Origin of the sequence: Kibdelosporangium persicum (assembly GCF_013280595.1) — a bacterium.
GTDB classification, from domain to species: Bacteria; Actinomycetota; Actinomycetes; order Mycobacteriales; family Pseudonocardiaceae; genus Kibdelosporangium; species Kibdelosporangium persicum.
Map to the genome: position 1 here is coordinate 52,986 of NZ_JAAATY010000040.1, position 22,219 is coordinate 75,204.

19 protein-coding genes are annotated in these 22,219 nt (G+C 68.2%); 11 read left to right on the forward strand and 8 right to left on the reverse strand.

Annotated features, from left to right (window positions below; genetic code table 11):
- The first annotated feature begins 7 nt into the window (after window positions 1-7).
- Genes GC106_RS41430 through GC106_RS41445 form a run of 4 tightly spaced genes read left to right on the forward strand, consistent with a single transcriptional unit; the run spans window position 8 to window position 4,483 of the window.
- Complete coding sequence (locus GC106_RS41430; RefSeq protein ID WP_217281597.1) at window positions 8-1,243, forward strand: extracellular solute-binding protein; 1,236 nt, start codon at window positions 8-10, stop codon at window positions 1,241-1,243.
- A complete protein-coding gene (locus GC106_RS41435; protein WP_173141662.1) occupies window positions 1,240-2,175 on the forward strand; it encodes a carbohydrate ABC transporter permease in 936 nt (311 codons plus the stop codon). The genes GC106_RS41430 and GC106_RS41435 overlap by 4 nt, the downstream gene beginning before the upstream one ends.
- Window positions 2,172-2,978: a carbohydrate ABC transporter permease gene (locus GC106_RS41440; RefSeq protein ID WP_312873300.1), complete on the forward strand. Its 807-nt coding sequence runs from the start codon at window positions 2,172-2,174 to the stop codon at window positions 2,976-2,978. The genes GC106_RS41435 and GC106_RS41440 overlap by 4 nt, the downstream gene beginning before the upstream one ends.
- A gap of 5 nt (window positions 2,979-2,983) precedes the next feature.
- The gene (locus tag GC106_RS41445; protein WP_217281598.1) at window positions 2,984-4,483 is read left to right on the forward strand and encodes a beta-N-acetylhexosaminidase; all 1,500 of its coding nucleotides are present in this window, start codon (window positions 2,984-2,986) and stop codon (window positions 4,481-4,483) included.
- Here GC106_RS41445 and GC106_RS41450 read toward each other — a convergent pair.
- Window positions 4,458-5,168 carry a GntR family transcriptional regulator gene (locus GC106_RS41450; RefSeq protein ID WP_173141664.1) on the reverse strand — a complete coding sequence of 237 codons (711 nt, stop codon included), beginning with the start codon at window positions 5,166-5,168 and terminating at the stop codon, window positions 4,458-4,460. The genes GC106_RS41445 and GC106_RS41450 overlap by 26 nt on opposite strands.
- A gap of 191 nt (window positions 5,169-5,359) precedes the next feature.
- On the opposite strand from GC106_RS41450, the gene GC106_RS41455 reads away from it, so the two are divergent.
- Window positions 5,360-6,484, forward strand: a complete 1,125-nt coding sequence (locus tag GC106_RS41455; RefSeq protein WP_173141665.1) for a carbohydrate-binding protein — start codon at window positions 5,360-5,362, stop codon at window positions 6,482-6,484.
- A gap of 122 nt (window positions 6,485-6,606) precedes the next feature.
- Here the strand turns inward: GC106_RS41455 and GC106_RS41460 are convergent, their stop codons facing one another.
- Both GC106_RS41460 and GC106_RS41465 read right to left on the reverse strand, forming a co-directional pair.
- Window positions 6,607-6,963 (reverse strand): hypothetical protein, encoded by a 357-nt coding sequence (locus GC106_RS41460; RefSeq protein WP_173141666.1) that lies wholly within the window; start codon window positions 6,961-6,963, stop codon window positions 6,607-6,609.
- 59 nt (window positions 6,964-7,022) lie between these two features.
- The gene (locus GC106_RS41465; RefSeq protein WP_173141667.1) at window positions 7,023-7,376 is read right to left on the reverse strand and encodes a hypothetical protein; all 354 of its coding nucleotides are present in this window, start codon (window positions 7,374-7,376) and stop codon (window positions 7,023-7,025) included.
- A 204-nt stretch (window positions 7,377-7,580) separates the two neighbouring features.
- Here GC106_RS41465 and GC106_RS41470 point away from each other — a divergent pair, with 204 nt between their 5' ends.
- Complete coding sequence (locus tag GC106_RS41470) at window positions 7,581-8,045, forward strand: peroxiredoxin (RefSeq protein ID WP_217281600.1); 465 nt, start codon at window positions 7,581-7,583, stop codon at window positions 8,043-8,045.
- A 274-nt stretch (window positions 8,046-8,319) separates the two neighbouring features.
- Here the strand turns inward: GC106_RS41470 and GC106_RS41475 are convergent, their stop codons facing one another.
- Window positions 8,320-11,460 carry an AfsR/SARP family transcriptional regulator gene (locus GC106_RS41475; protein ID WP_173141668.1) on the reverse strand — a complete coding sequence of 1,047 codons (3,141 nt, stop codon included), beginning with the start codon at window positions 11,458-11,460 and terminating at the stop codon, window positions 8,320-8,322.
- A gap of 428 nt (window positions 11,461-11,888) precedes the next feature.
- On the opposite strand from GC106_RS41475, the gene GC106_RS41480 reads away from it, so the two are divergent.
- Both GC106_RS41480 and GC106_RS41485 read left to right on the forward strand, forming a co-directional pair.
- Window positions 11,889-12,764, forward strand: a complete 876-nt coding sequence (locus tag GC106_RS41480) for an NAD(P)-dependent oxidoreductase (RefSeq protein WP_173141669.1) — start codon at window positions 11,889-11,891, stop codon at window positions 12,762-12,764.
- Window positions 12,761-13,603 carry an NAD(P)-dependent oxidoreductase gene (locus GC106_RS41485; RefSeq protein WP_173141670.1) on the forward strand — a complete coding sequence of 281 codons (843 nt, stop codon included), beginning with the start codon at window positions 12,761-12,763 and terminating at the stop codon, window positions 13,601-13,603. Before GC106_RS41480 ends, GC106_RS41485 begins: the two co-directional genes overlap by 4 nt.
- Here the strand turns inward: GC106_RS41485 and GC106_RS41490 are convergent.
- Window positions 13,592-14,059, reverse strand: coding sequence for a hypothetical protein (locus tag GC106_RS41490; RefSeq protein WP_173141671.1), 468 nt, complete (start codon window positions 14,057-14,059; stop codon window positions 13,592-13,594). The two genes, GC106_RS41485 and GC106_RS41490, sit on opposite strands and share 12 nt — an antisense overlap.
- Before the next feature lie 75 nt (window positions 14,060-14,134).
- Complete coding sequence (locus GC106_RS41495) at window positions 14,135-14,935, reverse strand: AraC family transcriptional regulator (protein ID WP_217281601.1); 801 nt, start codon at window positions 14,933-14,935, stop codon at window positions 14,135-14,137.
- A 66-nt stretch (window positions 14,936-15,001) separates the two neighbouring features.
- On the opposite strand from GC106_RS41495, the gene GC106_RS41500 reads away from it, so the two are divergent.
- Window positions 15,002-15,913, forward strand: a complete 912-nt coding sequence (locus GC106_RS41500; protein WP_173141672.1) for a DMT family transporter — start codon at window positions 15,002-15,004, stop codon at window positions 15,911-15,913.
- Here the strand turns inward: GC106_RS41500 and GC106_RS41505 are convergent.
- The gene (locus GC106_RS41505) at window positions 15,815-18,808 is read right to left on the reverse strand and encodes an ATP-binding protein (RefSeq protein WP_217281602.1); all 2,994 of its coding nucleotides are present in this window, start codon (window positions 18,806-18,808) and stop codon (window positions 15,815-15,817) included. The genes GC106_RS41500 and GC106_RS41505 overlap by 99 nt on opposite strands.
- 57 nt (window positions 18,809-18,865) lie before the next feature.
- On the opposite strand from GC106_RS41505, the gene GC106_RS41510 reads away from it, so the two are divergent.
- Complete coding sequence (locus GC106_RS41510; protein WP_173141673.1) at window positions 18,866-20,251, forward strand: MFS transporter; 1,386 nt, start codon at window positions 18,866-18,868, stop codon at window positions 20,249-20,251.
- Between the two features lie 19 nt (window positions 20,252-20,270).
- Window positions 20,271-21,281, forward strand: coding sequence for a hypothetical protein (locus GC106_RS41515; RefSeq protein ID WP_173141674.1), 1,011 nt, complete (start codon window positions 20,271-20,273; stop codon window positions 21,279-21,281).
- Between the two features lie 217 nt (window positions 21,282-21,498).
- Here the strand turns inward: GC106_RS41515 and GC106_RS47215 are convergent, their stop codons facing one another.
- Window positions 21,499-22,188 (reverse strand): TioE family transcriptional regulator, encoded by a 690-nt coding sequence (locus GC106_RS47215; RefSeq protein WP_217281603.1) that lies wholly within the window; start codon window positions 22,186-22,188, stop codon window positions 21,499-21,501.
- Window positions 22,189-22,219: the final 31 nt, after the last annotated feature.

Consider the following 22,219-nt stretch of genomic DNA (forward strand, 5'->3'; position numbering starts at 1 on the left):
TCGGCCCGTGCGTTTACCAATTGGTCAACTGGTGGCCGTGGCTCTCCTGGCCGGTTGCGGCGCGTCCGAACCCGCGGACGGCGGCCCGGTCACGGTCGACGTCTGGTTGATGCGCGACAGCACCACCGACGACTTCACGGCCCGGTTCAAGGAAGACTTCGAGAAGAACAACCCAGGTGTCCGGCTCGACATCCAGATCCAGGAGTGGGACGGCATCGGGCCCAGGGTGGTCAGTGCCCTGGCCGGCAACGACGCCCCTGACGTGATCGAGGTGGGCAACACGCAGGTCGCCCAGTACGCCGCCAGTGGCGGCCTGACCGACCTGACGTCCAAGGTGGACGACCTGGCCGGCCGGGACTGGATCCCCGGCCTGCGCGATCCGGGAGCGCTCGACGGCAAGCAGTACGGCATCCCGTACTACGCGGCGAACCGCGTGGTGATCTACCGCAAGGACCTGTTCGAGCAGGCCGGGGTGACGCCGCCGAAGACGCGTGCCGAGTGGCTCGCGGCGACCGAGAAGCTCAACCAGGGCGCCGTCCAGGGCATCTACCTGCCTGGGCAGATGTGGTACGCGCTGGCCGGATTCATCTGGGACGAGGGCGGTGACCTGGCGGTCCGCGACGGAACCGGCTGGAAAGGCGCGCTGGCGACCCCGCAGGCGCTGGCCGGCGCGGACTTCTACAAGCGATTACAGGCACTGGGCAAGGGGCCGAAGGACTCCGACGAGGCCAAGCCGCAGCAGTCCGACGTCTTCGCAGGCGGGGAAGTGGCGCAGATGATCGCGGTGCCCGGCGCGGCCAAGCTGATCACCAAGGCCAATCCGGCACTGGCGGACAAGCTCGGCTTCTTCCCGATCCCCGGGAAGACCGCCGACCTGCCGGGCGCGGTGTTCACCGGTGGTTCCGACCTGATCATCCCGGTGGCGGCGGCGCAGCAGGAGGAGGCTTACCAGGTGGTCAAGTCCCTCACCGGGCAGAAGTGGCAGACCGAGCTGGCCAGGACGATGAACTACGTCCCCAACCGCACGTCCCTGGCGCAGGCCGCGACCGACCCGGGCGCTCAGGCGATGGCCGCCGGGGCGCGAAACGGCCACGGCACCCCGAACTCACCGAACTGGGCCGCGGTGGAGGCCCGTAACCCGATCAAGGACTACCTGACCAAGATGCTCACCGGGGCCGATCCGGCGACCGCGGCACGGGAGGCGGACGCGGTGATCACCGCGGCGCTGAACACCGGGAGATGACGGCCCTGCGGACCGGGCCCGCACTCGAGGTCCCGCCAGTACCCCGAGCGCGGGCCCGCCGGATCACGATCTGGCCGTACCTGCTGGTCGCCCCGACTGTCCTGGCGACCGCGTATCTCCTGGTTTATCCGCTGGTGCGCAACGTCGTCATGTCGCTGCAGCGGTTCGGCGTCGGCGAGCTGATCAGGGGCGGAGCGGACTTCGTGTGGTTCGCGAACTACGTCGAGATCCTCGCCGACCCGCAGTTCTGGGCCGTGGTGCGGCGCACGTTCGTGTTCACCGTCGTCAACGTCGTGCTGATCATGGTGTTGTCCACGGCGGTGGCGTTGTTGCTGACGGGTTTGGGCAGGTGGGCGCGTCTGATGGTGATGGGCGGGCTCGTGCTGACCTGGGCCATGCCGATCATCGCCGCGACCACGGTGTTCCAGTGGCTGTTCGCGTCGCAGCTCGGACTGGTCAACTGGGTGCTGGTCCGGCTGGGCTTCGACCAGTTCGAGGGCTACACGTGGTTCGCCAGCGGCACCGCCACGTTCGGGATTCTGGTCGCGCTGATCGTGTGGCAGTCCGTGCCGTTCGCGGCGCTCGTGCTGTACGCGGCGATGACCACGGTCCCCGCCGAGCTCTACGAGTCGGCGAAGATCGACGGCGCGAGCGGGACACGGATGTTCCTGTCGATCACGGTGCCCGTGCTGCGGCCGATGTTCGGGCTGGTGCTGTGCCTCGAGGTCATCTGGGTGTTCAAGGCGTTCGTGCAGATCTGGGCGATCAGCCAGGGCGGGCCGGGCGAAGCGACCACCACCTTGCCGGTGTACGCCTTCCAGGTCGCCCAGGCGTTGCATAGGTTCGACCTGGGAGCGGCCATCTCGACGGTGACCGTGCTGATGCTGACGGTCGTCCTGCTGGCGTACGTCCGGACGGAGAAAGCCAGGTGACCAAACGGTTTCTCGCTTTGATCGTCTTCTCGGTGTCGGTGTTCCCGGTGTACTGGATGGTGCTGACGGCGTTCAAACCGACCAGGGAGATCCAGTCGGCCACGCCGGCGTTCTGGCCGTCGTTCACCCTGGAGCACTTCGGGACGGCCGTGTCGGCCGCCGGATTCTGGTCGTTCTGGCGCAACAGCCTGCTGGTGGCCGTCGGCGGCGTGCTGTTGTCGCTGGTCGTGGCGTCACTCGCGGCGTTCGCGGTCGCCAGGATGCGGTGGAAGGGCCGCAAAGCCTTCATCCTGATGATCTTCGTCGCGCAGATGACGCCGTGGGAGGCGTTGCTGATCCCGATGTACGTGATCGCCCGCGACACCGACATGCTCGACAAGCTGTCCATGCTCACGCTGATCTACTTCATGATCACCCTGCCGTTCACCGTGGTCACCCTGCGCGGGTTCATCGAGGCGATCCCCGCCGAGCTGGAGGAGGCCGCGCTGGTCGACGGCGCGAGCAGGATCACCGCGTTCCGCAGGGTGGTCTTCCCGCTGCTGGCGCCGGGCCTGTTGGCCACGTCGCTGTTCGGCTTCATCACGGCGTGGAACGAGTTCGCGTTCGCCAACCTGTTGATCATCAAGGACCTCGACGACCGCACCCTGCCGGTGTGGCTGTCGTCGTTCAGCAGCACGTTCGGAACCGACTGGGGTGCGACGATGGCCGCGGCCACGCTGTTCATGCTGCCGGTACTGGTGGTTTTCCTCATTCTCCAAGGCCGGGTCACGGCCGGGATCACCGCGGGCGCGGTCAAGGGGTGATGTCGATGCTGATTCCACGTCCACACCGGATGATCACCCGGCCAGGACACTTCACTGTGGACTCGGAGACCGCCATCCGGGCGGGACAGGGCACTGAACCGGCCGCGGAACTCCTCCGCGAGCACATCGCGGGCACAGCCGGCCTGTCGCCGAGGATCGTGCCCAGCGGCACGATCACGCTCGCACTGGATCCCCGGCTGACCGGGATGGGCGAGGAAGGGTACTCGCTGATCGTCAGCCGGCAGGCCGTCGTGCTGCGGGCGGCCCGCAATCCCGGTCTGCTGCACGGGATCCAGTCGCTCCGTCAGTTGCTGATGACCTCGGGGGGAAGTCACATCCCGTGTGTGGACATCAGCGACCGGCCGCGGTTCGCCTGGCGTGGCGCGATGATCGACGTGGCCCGGCACTTCATGCCCGTGGATTTCCTGCGCAAGTTCGTCGATCTGCTGGCGCTGCACAAACTCAACGTGCTGCACCTGCACCTGACCGACGATCAGGGCTGGCGGATGCCGGTCCGCCGGTACCCCGCGTTGACCGAAACCGGTGCCTGGCGGCCGGAAAGCATGATCGGTCCGGCCGGGAGCACCAGGTTCGACGGCACACCGCACGGCGGCGCGTACACCCGTCGTGAACTCGAGGACCTTGTGCGGTACGCGAGTGATCGCGGAATCACGATCATGCCCGAGATCGAGATGCCGGGACATGCGCGAGCGGCCTTGGCGGCGTATCCTGAACTCGGGAACTTCCCGGACCGCGAACTGGGCGTGTGGACCGGGTGGGGTGTGTCGGACGCGATCTTCGGCGTCCAGGAATCGACGCTGGACTTCTGCCGTGAGGTGCTGGCCGAGGTGATGGAGATCTTTCCGTCACCACGGATCCACATCGGCGGCGACGAGTGCCCGATTGTCGAATGGGAGCGCAGTCCTGTCGCGCGGCAACGGATCGCGGCCGAAGGACTGGCCGGAGCGAGCGAGCTGCGCGGCTGGTTCCTTGGCCAGATCAGCCGGTTCCTGGTGCGGCACGGCAGACAACCGGTGTGCTGGGACGACGGTGACCACAGTGGGAGCCTGCCCGCGGAGGCGACGGTGATGGCGTGGCGCGATGCCGAACACGGGTTGGCTGCGGCACAACGTGGGCATCAGGTCGTGATGACGCCGTGGCGGTCGACGTATCTCGACTATCCCCAAGCCGCGCACGGTGAACCGCCGGGACAGCCCACGGGCATCGTCACCCTGGAAGACGTGTACCGTCAGGAGATTCTGCCGTCCACTTGGGATTCCGAGTTGTCGGGTGCGGTACTCGGTACGCAGGGTCAGGTGTGGACGGAGTTCGCGGCGACAGCCGAAGCGGTGGAGTACCTGGCGTTTCCCAGGTTGTGCGCGCTCGCCGAGAACGCGTGGTCGGGACAGTGGCCGGACTTCGCGGACCGGTTGGCACAGCACGAAAGCAGGCTGAAGGAACTCGGGGTGAACTATCGTCCTAGCCTGAGGTATGATCGAACGTGAGGTGGGTGGTGATGCGGTACCGGTCCCCGCGATAGATCGACCGGGTGTACTCGATCACGCGATCGGTTGTGTCCTTCGTGGTGCGCTCGAAGAGCAGTGCCGGCGCGTGCAGCGGCACGCCGAGCAGCTCCGACTCCGTCGGGTCGGTGACCGTCGGTTCGGTCGTCTGCACGGCCTTGCTCGCGACAACTTCATATCGGATGCGCAGCAGTTCGTACAGCGAGCCGGACTCGAAGTCCGAGGGGGCGATCTCGGGCACGAGTTCGGCGGGCAACAAGATCCGCTCGATCGCCATGGGGTTGTCGTCGACGATGCGGACCCTCGTGACGGACAACAGCTCTGTGCTCGGTGAGACCTGCAGGCGCTGACCGAGCCGGGCGCCCGCGACCTGGGTGGTGAACTCGACGACGCGGCTGAACCACGTGCCGTCCGCGGGTGGCGCGTTGAACTCCCCGGTCGGCATCGGCGTCAGCTCCTGGGAGATCTTGCGCGCGCCGGTGAACGTGCCGCGGCCGTGCTCCCGGACCAACAGGCCGTCCTTGGCCAGGTCGCTCATCGCGGCCCGGAGCGTCGGCCGGGACACGCCCAGTTCCTCGCTGAGATTTCGCTCGGACGGCAGGACTTCGCCCGGCTGCCGAGAGTTGATCAACTGACGCAGCCGTTCGCGCACCTCTGCCCGCTTCACCGACCGCTCCCTTCGCCGACCCCGACGGCCAAGGGTATCAACGTGGACCAATAACTGACCACTGGATGGCGGTTCTAGCAGCGAAGGGAGATATTCCGTTTACCTCTTGACAACGTTGCCCGGGAGGTGGAGTTTACCAGTTACGGCCGGCCGGCTCTCTGCGAGGTTCCCTGCTACTCGAGGAAGAACCCATGTCCGGATCAAGAATCACCGCGGTGGTCGTGGCGCTGATCGCCATGCTCACCCCCGCGGCCGCGACGGCCTCGCCTCAGGCGAGTGCCGCGTGCGGCGAACTGTTCGACGACTTCCACTACACATCGCACACCGACCCGGCATTGTCCGCGCACGGCTGGTCCGCGCGGTCGAACGCCGGTGGCCCCGGTGTTCCCGGTGCCAGATGGGCGCCGGAGAAAATCACGTTCCCGACCGTCGACGGTGACAAGGCCGCACAACTGGCGTCGTCGACCGACGGCACTGCGAGCGGCACGACCCACACGGAGTTGCTGCAGAACCAGATGCGGTTCTTCGAAGGCACGTACGCGGCCCGGATCAAGTTCTCGGACGCGCCGGTCAGCGGTCCCGACGGCGACCGGATCAACCAGACGTTCTTCACCATCAGCCCGCTCCGGTACGACAACGACCCCCTGTACAGCGAACTGGACTTCGCCGAGTACCTGCCCAACGGCGGATGGGGTGAACCGACGTGGCCGGTCAACTTCCACACCTCGTGGCACACCTACCAGCTCGAACCCTGGGTGTCGAAGAACAAGTACGACAAGCAGGTCCGGAGCATGGCGGGGTGGCACACGATCGCGGCCACGGTGTCCGGCGGCCACGTGAAGTACTACGTGGACGGTCAGCTGACCGGGGACCACAGCACGATCTTCGTCGACGGCAAGGAGTTGAGCGTCTACCCGCGGCAGATGATGTCGCTCAACTTCAACCACTGGTTCATCGACCTCACCCAGCACAGCGGCGGGCTGAGCACGTACCACGAGCAGATCGACTGGGTGTACTACGCCAAGAACCGTGTTCTGACTCCCGCTGAGGCCTCGGCTCAGGCGTCGTCGTTCCGTAGTTCCGGCGTGCGGTTCAAGGACGACCTCGTCGGCAACTGCGGTACGCCGCCGACCGACCCGCCGCCCACCAACCCACCCGACTGCACCAACGCCCCGAACTGGCAATGGGCCACGGCGTACCTGGAGAACCAGCGCGTCAAGCACAACGGACGGCTATGGCGTGCCCGTTGGTGGACTCAGGGCTCCGAGCCCGGACTGACCGCGCAGTGGGAGAACCTGGGCCCCTGTTCGACGTGATTCCCAGGCGTGGCAGCCAGTCGCGGGGCGAACGACAACGTTTCCCGCCTGCCCCGCGCTGGCTGCCACGTCGGTCAGGACCGTGGCCCGCTTTCCGTGCCTCGTCGAGATTCCGCTGGTCGCTATGCCGAGACGTCCGACTTCAGGCCTCGGGCCAGCCGTAGCAACGCTTCACGCAGACGGGTGGGCATTTCTCCTTGGCGGACATGGGTTTCACAGAGCCACATCAGTTCGGCGACGTTGTAGGCCGTGGCGGGAGCGACCGCGGTCAGATAGTCGGCCGTGTGTGGCGCCCACAAGCCTGTGAGCACAGCGACTTCATGGTCCTCGCGGCCGCGCAGACGGATCAACGCGCCCTCCGGTACGGCGCGCCACACGCCGGGAGCGGCTTTACGGCCCAGTTCACGTAACCAGTCGGATGCCGCCCGGATCTCGTCAGCCGCTTGCCTGCTCTCGCGATCGAACACATGTTCGATCATTGGGGGTCAATGGCGCCCTGGGCAAATCGCCGTAACCCCTTCGGGGGAGAAATGGCTGCTCAGCGGCTCAGGCGTGCGAACACGGTGGTGCCGCCGCTCGCGAGGCCGGTGGCGGCCAGCGCGATGATCGTGAACAGGCCGGCGGTTTCGACGGACGCCTCGTCGAGCACGAGCGATCCGGAACGGCCGACGATGAAGCCTGCGTAGAGCAACCAGCACTGCACGCAGGTGGCGAGCGCGCCGATGACGGTGGTGATCGCCGAGACGGCGGCGACGGCCAGGGCGAGGGCGAACAGGCCGATCTCGTGGTGCGTTGTGGCGCCGGCCAGCGAGGCGATCAGACTGGCCATGATGCCTGCCGCGAAGCCCGCCGCGGATCCCAGGGAACCGGGGATCCTCGGCCATCTGGTCATGTCCTTGGCACCTCTCACTCATCGATTGACTCACGGTGATCGGCCGATGGCGCCTCGCGATGGCGAGGTTCTGACGCGTTCGGGATGTTCCTTTATGGCGTCCTGATGCCACCGGCGGAAGTCCTGGCATCGAGAACTACCCGATCGTGTGAGCGAGGACCCGGTTACGCTGGGTTCGTAGCGCTGGACTAGGAGGAGACTCGGATGAGCGTGGCCGTCGGTGACGTGGTGGAGGACTTCGAGCTGCCGGACGCGACCGGCACCCCGCGACGGCTGACGGAGTTCCTGGACAAGGGCCCGGTCGTGTTGTTCTTCTACCCGGCGGCGATGACCCGCGGCTGCACCATGGAGTCCTGCCATTTCCGCGACCTCGCCGCGGAATTCGCGCAGTACAACGCCCAACGGGTCGGCGTCAGCGCGGACTCGGTGGAGAAACAGCGCGAATTCTCCGACACGCACGGCTTCGACTACCCCCTGCTGTCCGACCCGGACAGTGCGGTCGCCGCACGGTTCGGCGTCCGCCGCAAGCTCGGCTTCGGCCCGCTGAAGAACCGCCGGATGACCTTCGTGATCGACACGAACCGCAAGGTGCTCGCGGTGATCCACTCCGAGCTCGACATGAACGGCCACGCCGACCGCGCCCTGGAAACCCTCGCCGCCCAGCACTGATCGCCCAGCCGGCTTTTCGCTGCCCGACCTGGCGGAGACCGTACGAACGGTCCGTTCGCCAATCTGGTTGTCCACAGGCGCCCGATTTCCCTTCCGCGCCAAGCCATCGCCGGTAGACTGGGTCCGGGGTCGCCCCCCGGGAGTGGTGGGGGATGCTTGGGGGCGTTGTGATGGTGGGAATGTGGTCTGGGCTGGCTGGGTGCGGTCGATGTACCCATGACGGGGGTGCGGGTCTGGGGCGTCGGCGAGCGCGGAAGACCGCTTCGGGTGGCGGTCAGCGGGGGATGAGGTCGTCGGGCGGGGTTTGTTTGCCGCGGTCGAACTCCGTGGCGAAGGTCGCCGGGCCGAGGGCGGTGCGGGCGGTTTCGGTGATGCGGTCGACGTCGCGGCGCTGACCGGGTGGCAGCGGGCGGCCGACGGATTCGCGGGCCTGGGCGGCGGCGCCGAGGAGACGGGCGGCGGATGCCGCGTTGCCTGCCAGTGCTTCGGTTCCTGCCAGGCCTTCGAGGGCAAGGGCCACCGCGCGGGGATCGTTGGCGGCGGTGGCTACGGTGTAGCCCTCCAGGTGGAGAGCCAGTGCTTTCCGTACGTCGCCGCGGTGTTCGGCGATGAAGCCGAGTTCCACCAGGATCAGCGAGCTTCCCGCCTCGTAGTGCTGTTCACGGTGCCAGGCCAGGACGTTGCGGGCGTGTTTTTCCGCCGTGTCGAGGTCACCGGACTGGCGGGCGCCCAGGGCGAGGCCGGTTTCGGCGTACATCTCCGCCGGTTTGAAGCCGTGTTCGGCTCCGATCTGGCGGGCCCGCTCGTGCAGATCCCACGCCTTGGTGTAGTCGCCACGGATCAGGGCGATCCGGCCGAGCCAGGAGAGCTGGTACGACACTTCCGGCGTGAGGTTCAGTTCCTCGGCCATGCGCAGGCCGTTGGCGTGCATCTCGGCGGCGAGGTCGTAGTCGCCGGCGATCTCGGCGAGGGTTCCGGTGCTGTAGCTGACCTGCAACTGCCCCCAGCGTTCACCGAGGCCGGCCATCAGCCGGGCGCTGCGTTGGTTGGCGCATTCGGCCGCGTCGAAGTCGCCGCAGGCCATGTACTGCGCCATCCTGTCGACCAGGACCACCGCGACGCCCCAGGTGTCGTCGAGCGCCTCGAACTCGGCGAGTGCCTGGGTGGTCAGTTCGATGGCGGTCGCCGAGCCGATCGTGGTGTTGACGTAGCCGAGGAACCACAGGGCCATGGCGCGGTCGGCGGGGTTCTTGATGTCGTGCGCCACCTCGAAGGCCTGCTCGTCGACCGGTTCACCGGCCAGCACGGCGAGGCCGACGTCCCAAGCCAGGACCGTCGATCGCAGGTCCGGCACTTCGCCCGGGACGTCGAGGGCCTGCCGGATCGTCCTGCGGGCCTCGTTGATACGGCCACGGAGGAACCAGTACCACGTCATCGCCTTGGCCAGGCGCAGCGCGAGGGCGGCGTTTCCGTGTTGCAGGGCGGTTTCCAGCGCGCGGCGCAGGTTGGCAGTTTCGAGGTCGAGGACTTCGAGCCACGGGCGCTGTTCGCTCGTGCGCAGCTTGCTGTCCGCTTGTTCGGCGAGGCTGACGTAGTACTCCGCGTGCCGTAGGCGCATCGTGTCCAGTTCGCCTGCGGCCTGCAGTTGTTCGACGCAGTACGCCACAACGGATTCGAGCAGCCGGTATCGCGGCCCTGGGCTGCTGACGACCAAGGACCGGTCCACCAGGTCGGCGACGTGCGACAGGACGTCGGCCTTGAGGACGTCACCGCCCGCGCAGATCGCCTCGACCGCGGCCAGGCTGGCGCCTTCGACGTGCACGGCCAGGCGGCGCAGCACTACCTGCTCCACGGGGGACAGCAGTTGCCAGCTCCAGTCGATCATCGCCCGAAGCGTCCGTTGGCGTGGCGGGCCGCCGCGGTTGCCGCTCGCCAGCAGACGGAACCTGTCGTCCAGGCGTGCTAGCAACTCACGCGTGCCGAGCGCGCGTACTCGGGTCGCGGCGAGCTCCAACGCCAGCGGGATGCCGTCCAGCCGACGACAGATCGCGGCGACGTCGGCCGCGTTGTCCGCGTTGAGGACAAATCGAGGGTCAGCGGCCGAAGCACGTGCGACGAACAGTTGCACCGCGCTGAACGCGCGGACGTCGGAAGCCTCGACGCTGGCCGCGCTGGGCACGTCCAACGGCGGCACGTTCCACACCACTTCACCGGCCACGCCGAGCGGCTCCTGACTGGTCGCCAGGATGCGCAACCGCGGCGCGGCTTGCAGCAGGCGGGACGCCATCGTGGCGATCGAGCCGACCAGACCCTCGCAGTTGTCCAGCACGAGCAGGACTTCCTTGGCGTACAACGACTCGGCCAGCCGGTCCAGCACGGCGCCCTGGTCGTCACGGATGCCCAGCGTCGCCGCGGTGACCTCGGCGACCATGTCCTCACGCGGGCACGACTCCGGCGTCCCGTGCTGCTCCAGACCCGCGAACTCGACCAGCCACGCTTCCGGCGTCTGCCGCGCGGTCTGGATCGCCAGCCTCGTCTTGCCCACGCCACCGGGACCGGTCAGCGTGACCAGCCGGGTCTCGCCGATCAACGACAGCACGGACTGCACCGCCGTTTCCCGGCCGACCAGCTCGGTCAACGGCTCGGGCAGGTTCGTGCGCGCCACGGACGGCAGGCCCAGCGACGGATCCTGCCGGAGGATCTGCGAGTGCAGCTCGACCAGCTCAGGACTGGGCGTCAGGCCCAACTCGACGTCCAGCACCGTGACCAGTTCACGGTAGCTGTCCAACGCCTCGGTCTGCCTGCCCGCGCGGTAGAGCGCGAGCAGTTGGAGCGCACGTAACCGCTCACGTAACGGATGCTCGGCGACCAGGTCGGCGAGCTCCACGACCAAGGAGGCGTGTTCGCCGAGCTCCAGCCGTGCCGCGGCCCATTCCTCGAAGGCGACGAGCCGTTCCTCGGTGAGCCGCTGGATCACCGGGATCGCGAACGGCTCGTCGGCGAAGTCCGCCAGCGCGGGCCCTCGCCACAAAGCCAGCGCGTCGGACAACAAGGCCGCCCGCGCCCGCGGATCGCCGACCTCACGGGCCTGCGCCACCAGTGTGCGGAACCGCGCCACGTCCACGTCGACCTGCATCACGTAACTGCCCGAACGGTGGGACACCAGCAGCCGCCCACCCGGCTCGGCGTCCTCCAGCGCCCTGCGCAGCTGCGAGACCTTGGTCTGCAGCGTGTTCACCGGATTGCCGGGCAACCTGTCGCCCCACAGGTCGTCGGCCAGCCGGTCGGCCGGGATCGGCCGGCCGTCCTGGACAAGCAGATCCGCCAGCAGCGCGCGGACCTTCACCTCGGGCACGCGCACCTCGCGCCCGTCAGCGGTCCACACGGCCAACGGCCCCAGCACCCCGAATCGCACTCTCCGAAGGTAGCGGCACCCACCGACAGTGTTTGATTGTCCTCGCTTCGCTCGGACGGGCTTGGTCGCTGGAAGCCGGTCATTTCCACCCCGCCCCACGCTGCCGACACCGCTCGGTGGCTGGTCTCCGTGGTGGGCGGGGGCGGTGTCGGGCGTGTTGCGTGGCGTAAATGACCGGCGCGACCAAGCCGTGTTGGATTGTCCTCGCTCCGCTCGGACGGGCTTGGTCGCCGAAGCCAGTGCCGGTGACGGTTTGAGGAGTCCAGGGCGGCGAATAACCCCAGCTCAGCCCTCGTGAGCGTTTATCAGGGTTAGAACACCGATAAACACTCACGAGGGGTTTGGGGGCGGCCGGGGCTTGGTCGCTGGGGAGCGGCCGTGCGTGGACCCCCAGTGGTTCGTGCGTGGGGGCGCGCAGAGTTGGGGTCATGCCAGATCTCAGCAAATCCGCAGTGACTGTTCTCGGGCTCGGGGACATGGGGTCCGCCCTGGTCAGGGCGTTGCTCAAGGCCGGATACCCGACGACGGTATGGAACCGCACTGCCGACAAGGCAAAACCACTGGTCGCCGAGGGTGCGACGCACGCCACCACGGTGGCCGAGGCGGTGGCAGCCAGCCGCCTGGTGATCGCCTGTCTGTTCGACTACAAGTCCGTGACCGACGTGCTGGACACCGCCGGTGACGCGCTGACCGGGCGGGTGCTGGTCAACCTGACCAACGGCACGCCGGGGCAAGCTCGTGAGTTCGCGGGCAGGTACGACGTCGACTACCTCGACGGTGGGATCATGGCCGTGCCGCCGATGATCGGAACGCCCGCCGCGTTCGTGTTCTACAGCGGGTCGCGTAGCGCGTACGACACGAACAAGCAGGTGCTGGAGGCGTTCGGGGAGAGCCTGTACGTCGGCACGGACGCCGGTTTCGCGGCACTGCACGACATCGGGTTGCTCAGTGGCATGTACGGGATGTTCGCGGGTGGCCTCCACGCCCTTGCGCTGGTCACGTCGGCGGGCGTCCCGGCGACGACGTTCGCGCCGCTGCTGAAGCGCTACATCACCTCGATGGCTGGCTATGTCGACGGCATGGCCGAGCAGATCGACAAGCAGGACTACACGATCAACGTCACGTCGAACATCGCCATGCAGTCCGCGGGCTACGCGAACCTCATGCTGTCGGCTGAGGAAGTGGGGATCAGCCCGGAACTGCTGGCACCGCTCGCCCCGCTGATGGCGCGCCGGGTCGCGGACGGCCACGGCCACGAGGACATCGGTGGCGTGGTGGAACTGTTGAAGAAGGGGAAGAAGTGATCACTCTCATCGGTCTCGGCCCGATGGGCCAGGCGATGGTCCGGGGCCTCCGCAAGGCGGGTCACGAGGTCACGGTGTGGAACCGGACCGCGTCACGTGCCGAAGGCCTTGACGCGACGGTCGCGCCGACGGTCAAGGACGCCTTGGCAGCGAGCGAACTGGTGATTCTGAGCCTGACCGACTACAAGGCGATGTACGACATCCTGGACGGCGAAACGCTCCAGGACAAGGTGATCGTCAACCTCAGCTCGGACACTCCCGGCAAGACAAGGGAAGCCGCGAAGTGGGCGACCGACCGTGGCGCCACCTTCGTCGCGGGCGGCGTGATGGTGCCTGCCGAGCAGGTCGCGACCGACGTCGCGTACGTCTTCTACGGCGGCCCTGAGGACGTCATCAAGAAGTACGAGCCGGTGCTCAACGTGATCGGCAGCGTCAAGTACGTCGGCGCGGATCCCGCGCTCGGCCAGCTGTTCTACCAGGCGCAGTTGGACATCTTCCTGACCGCGCTGGCGTCCTACCTGCACGCCACGGCGCTGATCGAGGCCGCGGGCGTGCCTGCTGCGGAGTTCTTCCCGTACGCCGTGGAGAACTTCAACACCGTGTCGTACTTCCTCGACGAGGCGCTGAAGAACATCCAGCAGGGCAACCACCCGGGCGACGCGGCCAACGTGATCATGATGGGTGCCACGGCCGACCACATCACGATCACGAGCAACGAGTCCGGGGTGGACCCGGTGCTGCCGTACGCGGTGAAGTCGTTGTACGACAGGGCGATCGCCACGGGCCACGGCCGCGACAGCTGGACCAGTCTGTACGAAGTGGTCAAGTCACGAAAGTGACGGCCGAGCTGCCCAGGAGCGGAGCAGGTCGTCCGGCACGGGAACGTTGAGCGCGACGAGGAACTGGACCGTCTTCTCCTCGACGAAGGTGTCGTCCAGGTCCTCGCCGTCCTCGTCCTCATCCCAGTCCTCCGCCTCGTCCTCGGCGAGGAAGTCGATCAGGTCGTCCGAGATGACGGCCGAGGCGCCGAGTTCCTCACGCCACGCGGCCAGGCCTTCCGCCTCGCGGGCCACGTCCGTCGGCGCCGAGGCTTTCTCGTCGTCGAAGTAGACCCGCGGGGTGACCCCGAGGTACGCGATTCCGGTGCCGGGCCCTGCCGGGCTGTACCTGACCGCGGCGATGTCGCTGTCGTGGATGTCGACCATCAGCCACGGCCCGGCCACGTCCGGCGGCACTTCGAGATCGTGCGGTGTCCATTTGTCACCGTCGTACAAATAGGTACCGAAGAAACCCACCGCAGCACCTTAGGGCGCCGGCTCAGTCAGGCTCAACTCCCGGGGCCGCCGGAAGTGCGTGATGCCGGACAATGCTCAGGCGCGTTGGTAAGTGCCGGGCGTGATGCCGTAGTAGCGGCGGAACCATCTGGTCAGGTGGGCCTGATCGGCAAACCCGGAGCGAACGGCCGCTTCGGCGGGCGCGGTCCCCGAGGCGATCAACCGGCGAGCGGCCCGCAGGCGCAGTAGCCGTTGGTAATCGCTGGGGGACATCCCGTAAGTCGCCTTGAACGCGCGGTACAGCGCGAACCGGCTGCACCCCGCGGCCGTGGCCAAGTCCTCGGCGCCCACAGCCGACAGGTACTCCGCGTCGAGCAGTTCACGAGCGCGGCGGACGTTGGCCAGTGGTTGCACAACGGGAACAGGCGCGGACATCGCGGCCCGGCGCACGAGCGCGGCCACGGTCTCGGCCAGCGCCTCATCCTTGGCCAGGGCGCTGGCCTCGTCAGAGAGGCTGTTGTACAGCCGGTCAAGCGCCCTGGCCAGGACGGGATCATGCAGCACTGGCTCGGTGAACAACGGCATGCCCGCCGAACGCCCGGCCTGGTCGGACAGCACGTCCGTGACCAGCGACGGGCCGATGTGGATGATCCGGTACGTGAAGCCGTGCTCGGTCTCGGCGTGCCCGTCGTGCGGCTCGTCGGGGTTGAAGGCCATCACCATCCCGGCCGCACTCGTCCGCCTCGACCCCCGGCAGCCGAACGTCTGCGCACCGAGTTCGGTCAGGCCGAACGAGTACGTGTCATGGCTGTGCATGTGGTAGCTGTGCTGTTCGAAGTGGGCGTGCATCGCCTCGACCGGGCGATCTGCCAGCCGTCGATACCGAACCCACTCCACCCGCTCATTGTGCCCCACGCACGAGCGTTCAAGACCGCCCGGCGGAACGGCAGCAGCATCGGACACGTGCGTACGTATTTGATGCTTGTGCTGGTCATGGCGTTCTGGGGGAGCGCGTTCGCCTTGTCGAAGGTGTCGGTGAACGAGGTCACACCGCAGGTCGGCGCGTTCCTCCGGTTCGGGCTCGGCGCCGTGGTCCTGCTGGTGCTGCACAGCGTGCTGGCCCGTCACCGGATCGGCGGCAAGGACCTCGGCAAGGTCGCCGGTCTCGGCATGCTGGGGATGTTCGGCTACAACTCGTTCTTCTTCATGGCCCTCTCCCTCGCACCGTCGGCCGACGGCAGCGTGATCGTCCCGGTGACGGCGCCGGTGATCACGGTCGCGGTCACGGCCCTGCTCGGCCGCCGCACGCTGACCGTCCGGGCAACCGCCGGGCTGGTCATCGCGGTCGCCGGGGCCGCTGTGTTCTTCGTGGGAATCCCGGACGGTGGGTCGAGCCGGTTCGCCGGGGACCTGCTGTTCCTCGGGGCCGCCGCGTGCTGGGCGGCGTACACGATCTGCGGCGCGCCGCTGCTGAGCAGGTTGCCCGCGTTCACAGTCACCGCATACGCCACGACAGCGGGAGCTGTGGCGTTGGGAGTGATCGCGTTGCCGTCCTTCGGGGACGTCGACTGGTCCGGTTTGGACGCCGGGTTCTGGCTCAACCAGGCCTACTTGGCAACGTTGCCCACGGCGTTGGCCTACGTCATGTACTACCAGGCGGTCCGGGCGGTCGGGCCCGCCACGGCAGCCTCGGCGATGTTTTTGGTGCCGGTGTTCGGGCTGACGGGCTCGTGGCTGGTGCTCGGTGAGTCGATCACGCCGGTGCAGGCGGTCGGATCAGCGTGCATGCTCGTCGGCGCGTGGCTCGCCACCATCACGCCATCCCGCAAGCCGAGCGCTGATCCTGTCCACGTCAAACCGCTCAGCCGCCGGTAGCGGAGCGCCCGCGGACGCCCGTTCCGCGGCCGCGGCGTCGAGCAGTTCGGCGGCCCGGGCGAGGTCCCCGCTGATCGAGTACGCCCCGGCAAGGCCTTCCAGCGCAAGGGCGACGGCTCGTCGGTCGCCGGACCTCTCCGCTTCCGCCAGGGATTTCCGGTGCAGGTTCATCGCTTTGCCGGCATCGCCTTGCATTTCGGCAACGAAGCCGAGCTCGGCGAAGATCAGGGCGTCCCCGGGCGGGTAGTCCGCACGGCGCTGCCACTCGAGCAGGCGCTCCAGGTGCGCTTCGGCGATGTCGAGCTTTCCCTCGCGGCGGGCGCCCAACGCCAGCCCGACCTCGGCGTGCACCACGCCTGGCTCGTAGGAATGCTCCGCGGCCAGGCGCATCGCCCGCTCGTGCAGGTCCCAGGCGGCACGGTAGTCCCCGGCGAGAAGCCGTAACCGGCCCAGGCCGGTGAGCCGTTCGGCGACGTCCGTCCACAGGCCGAGGTCCTCGGCGAGCCGCAGGCCATCGGTGTGCAACCGCTCGGCACGCTCGTAGTCGCCGGTGATCTCGGCCAAGGCGGCCAATGGCGACACCACCTGGGACTGGCCCCACCGGTCGCCGAGTTCCGCCAGCATCCGCACGCTCCGCCGACCGGCCTCCTCCACAGTGGACAGATCGCCACGCAGCAGAGCCTGGTCGGCGCGGACGCCGAGAGCCACGGCCTCGCCCCACGGGTCGTCACGGAACCCGGCCAGCGCACGGGAAACGAAGTCCTCGCTCGCGGGCAGCTCACCGCAGACGAACAGCGCGTAACCCAGAAACCACTGCGCCCGGGGGATACCCACGGCATCGCCGAACCGCGTGTAGTCGGCCAGCACCTCTTCGCAGGCCGCGACTCGATCGGTTCCCTGCCCGGCAAGCAGATCCAGGCCCAGCTGCCACACCCGGGCCTGGGCACGCAGCTCGGGCGAGCCGCCCAACGCCAACGCCGAGTTCAGGGCACGGGACGATTCGCTCCGCCTGCCGCGCAGGAACCAGTACCCGGTGAGCGCATTGGCCAGCCTCAACGCCGGATCGGCCTGGCCGTCACGGACGAGACCGTCCAGCGCGGCCCGCAGGTTGGCCGACTCCTGGTCGAGTGTGGCGAGCCACTGCCGTTGACGAGGCCCGTAGAGCTCGTCCCTGGCTTGCTCGGCCAATCGCAGGTACCACATCTGGTGCCGTTGACGGGTTTCCGCTGTTTCGCCGGCCTCAGCGAGGCGTTCGGCGCCGTACTGGGCGACGGACTCCAGCAGGCGATAACGCGGCTGCGGGTCATGCGTGACAACGACAAGACTGCGCTGTGCCAACGTCGCCAGCTGGTCGAGCACGTCAAGGCCGCTGACCGCCTCGGCAGCCGCCAACGTGCACCCTTCGACGTGCACGGAAAGCCGGCGCAGGACCGTCCGTTCCTCGTCCGACAACAGGCTCCAGCTCCAGTCGAGCACCGCGCGAAGCGTCCGTTGCCGAGGTGGTGCGTCGCGATAGCCGTCGGTCAGCAGCCGGAACCGGTCATCAAGCCGCGCAATAAGCTCGTGCACACCCAGCACAGGCACGCGGGACGCCGCCAGCTCCAGCGCGAGCGGAATACCGTCCAGCCGTCGACACAGTTCTGCCGCGGCAGCTGAGTCAGACAGGCTGTGGCCCAACGCTTGTACGCGTTCGGTCAACAGCTGGACGGCGTCCGGCTCGTCCAGTGGCGGCACGGGATAGCGCACCTCGCCGGGCAACCCGAGTGGTTCCTGGCTCGTGGTGAGCACGCGCGCAAGAGGAGCCGCCCGCAGCAGCCGGGACACCAACTCCGCGGCCTGACCCACAACATGCTCACAGTTGTCCAAGACCAGCAGGAGTTGCTTGTCACGCAACGCCGTCAGCACCAAATCGGCTGGCGCCAGCTCCTGGTACTCACGAACACCCAACGCCGCCAGCACGGCCTCGGCGACGGAACCGGCTCCGGCCAGTTCGACGAGCCAGACGCCGTCAGGCAGGCTCACGCGTCCTGCCGTCGCGAGCGCCAACCGTGTCTTGCCGACACCACCGGAGCCGGTCAGCGTCACCAGCCGATGAGCGTCCAGAAGCGCGCTCACGTCACTGATCGCGGCGGCGCGGCCGACCAAAGGGGACACTTCGGCGGGAAGGTTGGTGCGTGCCCTGGCCAGGCCGGTGTCCTGGCGAAGGATCTGCTGGTGCAGCCGGACGATTTCCGCACCGGGATCGATGCCCAGCTCCTCGCGGAGCGAGGACGTGAGCTCACGGAAGCTCGCGAGCGCATCACTTTGCCGCCCGGCGCGGTACAACGCCCGCATCTGGATCGCCCTTAGCCGCTCCCGCAACGGATACGTGGCCACCAGTTCGGCCAGTTCGCCCAAGTCCCAGTCGTCAAGGGCATCGAGACGGTCTTCGATCGCGACCAGCCGCTGCTCGGTCAGCCGGGTGATCGCGGGCTGGGCGAACGCCGCGTCGGCGAAGTCGGCGTACGCCGGGCCGCGCCACAAAGCGAGCGCTTGATCCAGCAGGGCGACCTTCCGGCGGGCGTCGGACGTCGCCCGGGCCTGCCCGATCAGCGACGCGAAGTCGGCGGCGTCCACATTGTCGGTGACCAAGCGGTATCCGGCGGGCGTGGACTCCACCAACGTCCGCTCGCCCAAGGCGGTCCGCAACTGAGCGACCCGGACCTGCAACGCGGCGACCGGATCACGGGGCGGCTGGGCGCCCCACAGATCCTCGATCAGCCGGTCCGCCGACACCGGCCGGCCCTGGTGCACCAGCAGATCGGCGAGCAGAACCCGGACCGCGGCCCGGGTGACCGTGACCGGCTCGCCGTGCGCGTCGTGCACGGTGAGCGGCCCGAGCACGCCGAATCGCATGTCTCCGAGAATAGTTTGGTAAGCGCTTGGTAGGCGACCACACGCACGCTCTGGCCCGTGAAGACAACTGAAGCCCGGGCGGGGGTCCGGGAATGGGTCGGCCTCGCGGTGCTGGCGTTGCCGACGTTGCTGCTCGCGATGGACGCCACCGTGGTGTATCTCGCCGTCCCGCATCTCGGCGCCGACCTGCGGCCGACCGACACGGAACTGCTGTGGATCGTGGACAGCTACGGCTTCATGGTCGCCGGGTTCCTGGTCACCATGGGCACGTTGGGCGACCGGATCGGCAGGCGCAGGCTGCTGATGATCGGTGCGATGGCGTTCGCCGCGGCCTCGGTGCTCGCCGCGTTCGCGCCGGATCCGCTGCTGTTGATCCTGGCTCGTGGGCTGCTCGGCGTCGCGGGCGCCACGCTCGGCCCGTCGACGCTGTCGCTGATCAGCACGATGTTCCCGCCGGGCCAGCGGGGGATCGCGATCGGCCTGTGGGCCACGTGTTTCTCGGCCGGGATCGCCCTCGGCCCGATCGTCGGCGGGCTGCTGCTGGAGTGGTTCTGGTGGGGCTCGGTGTTCCTGCTCGCCGTTCCGTTCATGGCCGTGCTCCTGGTGGCCGGGCCGTTCCTGCTACCGGAGTACCGCGACACCGAGGCCGGCAGGCTCGACCTGACCAGCGTGTTCCTGTCGTTGGCCGCGGTGCTGCCGGTGATCTACGGCATCAAACAGCACGGCGGGCTGGCCGGTGGCATCGCGATCGTGGTGGGTCTGGTGTTCGGGGCGGTGTTCGTGTCGCGCCAGCGCAAGCTCGCCGATCCGCTACTGGACCTGCGGATGTTCGGCCACCGGTCGTTCAGCGTCGCGCTGATGGCGCAGCTGTTCACGATGACGGCGATCGGCGGCATCTACCTGTTCGTCACCCAGTACCTGCAGCTCGTCCAGGACTTCACACCGTTGACCGCCGGGCTCTGGCTGGTGCCCTCCGCTGTGGTGCTCGTGCTCAGTTCCCTGGTCACGCCCAAGCTGGCCGGCAGGTTCGCGCCCGCGCACATCGTCGGTGTCGCGTTGGCGATGGCGGCTCTCGGCTTCGCCGTGCTGGCGGCGGCCGACGGCCTCGGCCTGGTCATGGCCGGGTTCTCCCTGGTGTACCTGGGGATCGGCCCGATCATGGCGCTGGGCACGGAGCTGGTGATCGGGACGGCACCGCCGGAGAAGGCCGGGTCGGCGGCCGCGATGTCCGAGACCGCGATGGAGTTCGGCATCGCGCTGGGCGTCGGCGTGCTCGGCGTCATCGGCACCGCTGTGGCCACGAACGGGCAATCGCTGCTGGAGACCACGTCCACGCAGTTCACGGCCGGTCTCAACGTGGTGGCGCTGCTGTGTGCCGCGATCACCGGGGTGCTGGCGGTCCTCGTGCTGCGGCTGCTGCGCCCAGCTCACCCCGGCAGGTGACACCCAATAGGATGCGGTGATGCGACTTGGACAGATCACGTGTCCGTCCGGCCACCTGGTCGTCGCCGATGGGGGTTACCTCGGGGCATGGTCCGGCGAGCGGTCGCCCGCCGAGATCGACCCGGTGCTGCTGAACATCGACGACCCGAAGCTGATCAGGGAGATCACCGGGGCGGTCGACTTCGACATCGTCGGGCCGCACGCCGAACAGGCCGCGGCGGCGTACGACCGGCAGGCCGGTGTGTTCCTCTACGACATCCCGAAGTCGCACGTGGACAAGATGCCGCGGGACTTCGCCGAGTTCTGCCACGAGCAGGGCTTCGACGCCAGGACCGAGGCGCGCGAGGAACGCGTGCCGCATCGGGAGCGGGTGCGACGGTCCGTCACCAGGGGTGACGGTGGGTTCATCATTTTCGGTGTTCCTGTCGTGGCGGTCGGCGGCCTGCCGACGGACCGTCCTTTGCCGGTCGAAGCGACCGAGCAGGACTACGGCGAGGACGGCGTGCGGCTGAAGGACATGTCCGTGCGGGTCAGCGAAGAGCCTGTGACACGCACCGAACTGCTCGGCCGCGTCGGCGTCGACTGGGCGCGCCTGTCCTTCGCCGACGCGGACGCGCTGAGCTCGTGGCGGCACCTGAAGCCCGTCGACGGCCAGGCCGATGTGGCGTTCTGGGGCAGGGACGCCGAGGAGGCCGCCGCCGCGCACGAGGCGTCGCCGCTCAGCGAGGCGGACGTGTACGGCTGGGAGAACCTCGGCCTGGAAGAGGCGATCGAGCGGTACGAGACCGTCGAGACCTGGCAGCTGGCCAACGACAAGCGGATGAAGCTGGACTTCCGGCCGCACTCGCACCACTGGCAGGTCATGCGGGACGTCCGGGCCTCGGAGACCGCGTCGGGCGTGATCGAGGTCGGTGGCGCGCAGATCCTGTTCGCCATGACGAGCTGGGGTGACGGGTTCTACCCGACGTACGCCGACTACGCCGGTGACCAGCTCGTGGCCATCCGGACTGTGCTGGACGGCCACGTCTAGGTCGTGTTTCGAATGTCCCGGTCGATGAGAGTCTGCCCCGGCCGGAGGCCGGAATCGGCTCGGTGGGGCGGTTCCTGGCGTCGCCGCGGGATCGCCGCGAATACTGGTTGTCTTTGGGCGGTCCCGCGGTGGCGTCAGGGGCCGCATCCGGCCCGGCTATCGCGATCGGGCATTTGAAACACGGCCTAGGCGTACTGGCTCGGAACGTGCCGGTCCTTCAGGTTTCGCGGGCGGCCTGCTTGAGGTAGTCGTCGAGCTGGGCCGCCGCGGCGAGCATGGCCCGGCCACGCCGGGTGAGGTGGCCGTGCCAGTCGGCCAGCGTGGCCCGCAGCGGCTCGATGCCGCCCGCGGTACGCACTTGGTCGAGCACGTCGGCGATCTGGCTGAGCAGGTACCCGCCACGCCGGAGCTGGTGCGCCAGTTGGGCGTCGCGGACGTCGGTCGCCGTGTAGACGCGATATCCGGTCTTCCGGTCGCGTTTCGGTCGCACGATGCCCGCCTTCTCCCACTTCCGGAGCGTCGCCGGGCGGAGCTTGAGCTGGTGGGCGAGTGCGCCGACGGACGCCACTTTGGACTCGTCCGGCGGGGTCATGGTCGCGAGCGCGTTCTCCACCGAGGCAAGGGTTTGCCGGTCCTTGCGGAGCTGGTCGTGGCTGTCGTCGATGAGGGCGAGCGCCGTGTCGACGGCACCTTCGTTGACCGCCTGCATGATCGCGGTCGCGGTCTGGTGGCCGTGAGCCGGGACCAGCGCCAGGAAGGCGCTCAACGCCTTCGCGTGCAGGTCCGTGTAGGTGCGGTAGCCGCTGGGTGTGCGATCCGCGGGCGGCAGGATTCCGGCGTCCTCGTAGTTCCGGACCGCCTGCGTGGACAGCCGATGCTGCCTGGCGAGATCTATCGGCCTGCTCATCGTGTTGAGGGTTTCCTCGCTAGTTCTGGCG

What these genes read in the sequence shown, in the direction of transcription:
- GC106_RS47215 (WP_217281603.1), bottom strand. Translation starts at nt 22,188, where the DNA reads ATGAGCAGGCCGATAGATCTCGCCAGGCAGCATCGGCTGTCCACGCAG.
- GC106_RS41465 (WP_173141667.1), bottom strand. Translation starts at nt 7,376, where the DNA reads ATGACCAGATGGCCGAGGATCCCCGGTTCCCTGGGATCCGCGGCGGGC.
- GC106_RS41470 (WP_217281600.1), top strand. Translation starts at nt 7,581, where the DNA reads ATGAGCGTGGCCGTCGGTGACGTGGTGGAGGACTTCGAGCTGCCGGAC.
- GC106_RS41455 (WP_173141665.1), top strand. Translation starts at nt 5,360, where the DNA reads ATGTCCGGATCAAGAATCACCGCGGTGGTCGTGGCGCTGATCGCCATG.
- GC106_RS41445 (WP_217281598.1), top strand. Translation starts at nt 2,984, where the DNA reads ATGCTGATTCCACGTCCACACCGGATGATCACCCGGCCAGGACACTTC.
- GC106_RS41505 (WP_217281602.1), bottom strand. Translation starts at nt 18,808, where the DNA reads ATGCGATTCGGCGTGCTCGGGCCGCTCACCGTGCACGACGCGCACGGC.
- GC106_RS41435 (WP_173141662.1), top strand. Translation starts at nt 1,240, where the DNA reads ATGACGGCCCTGCGGACCGGGCCCGCACTCGAGGTCCCGCCAGTACCC.
- GC106_RS41460 (WP_173141666.1), bottom strand. Translation starts at nt 6,963, where the DNA reads ATGATCGAACATGTGTTCGATCGCGAGAGCAGGCAAGCGGCTGACGAG.
- GC106_RS41515 (WP_173141674.1), top strand. Translation starts at nt 20,271, where the DNA reads ATGCGACTTGGACAGATCACGTGTCCGTCCGGCCACCTGGTCGTCGCC.
- GC106_RS41480 (WP_173141669.1), top strand. Translation starts at nt 11,889, where the DNA reads ATGCCAGATCTCAGCAAATCCGCAGTGACTGTTCTCGGGCTCGGGGAC.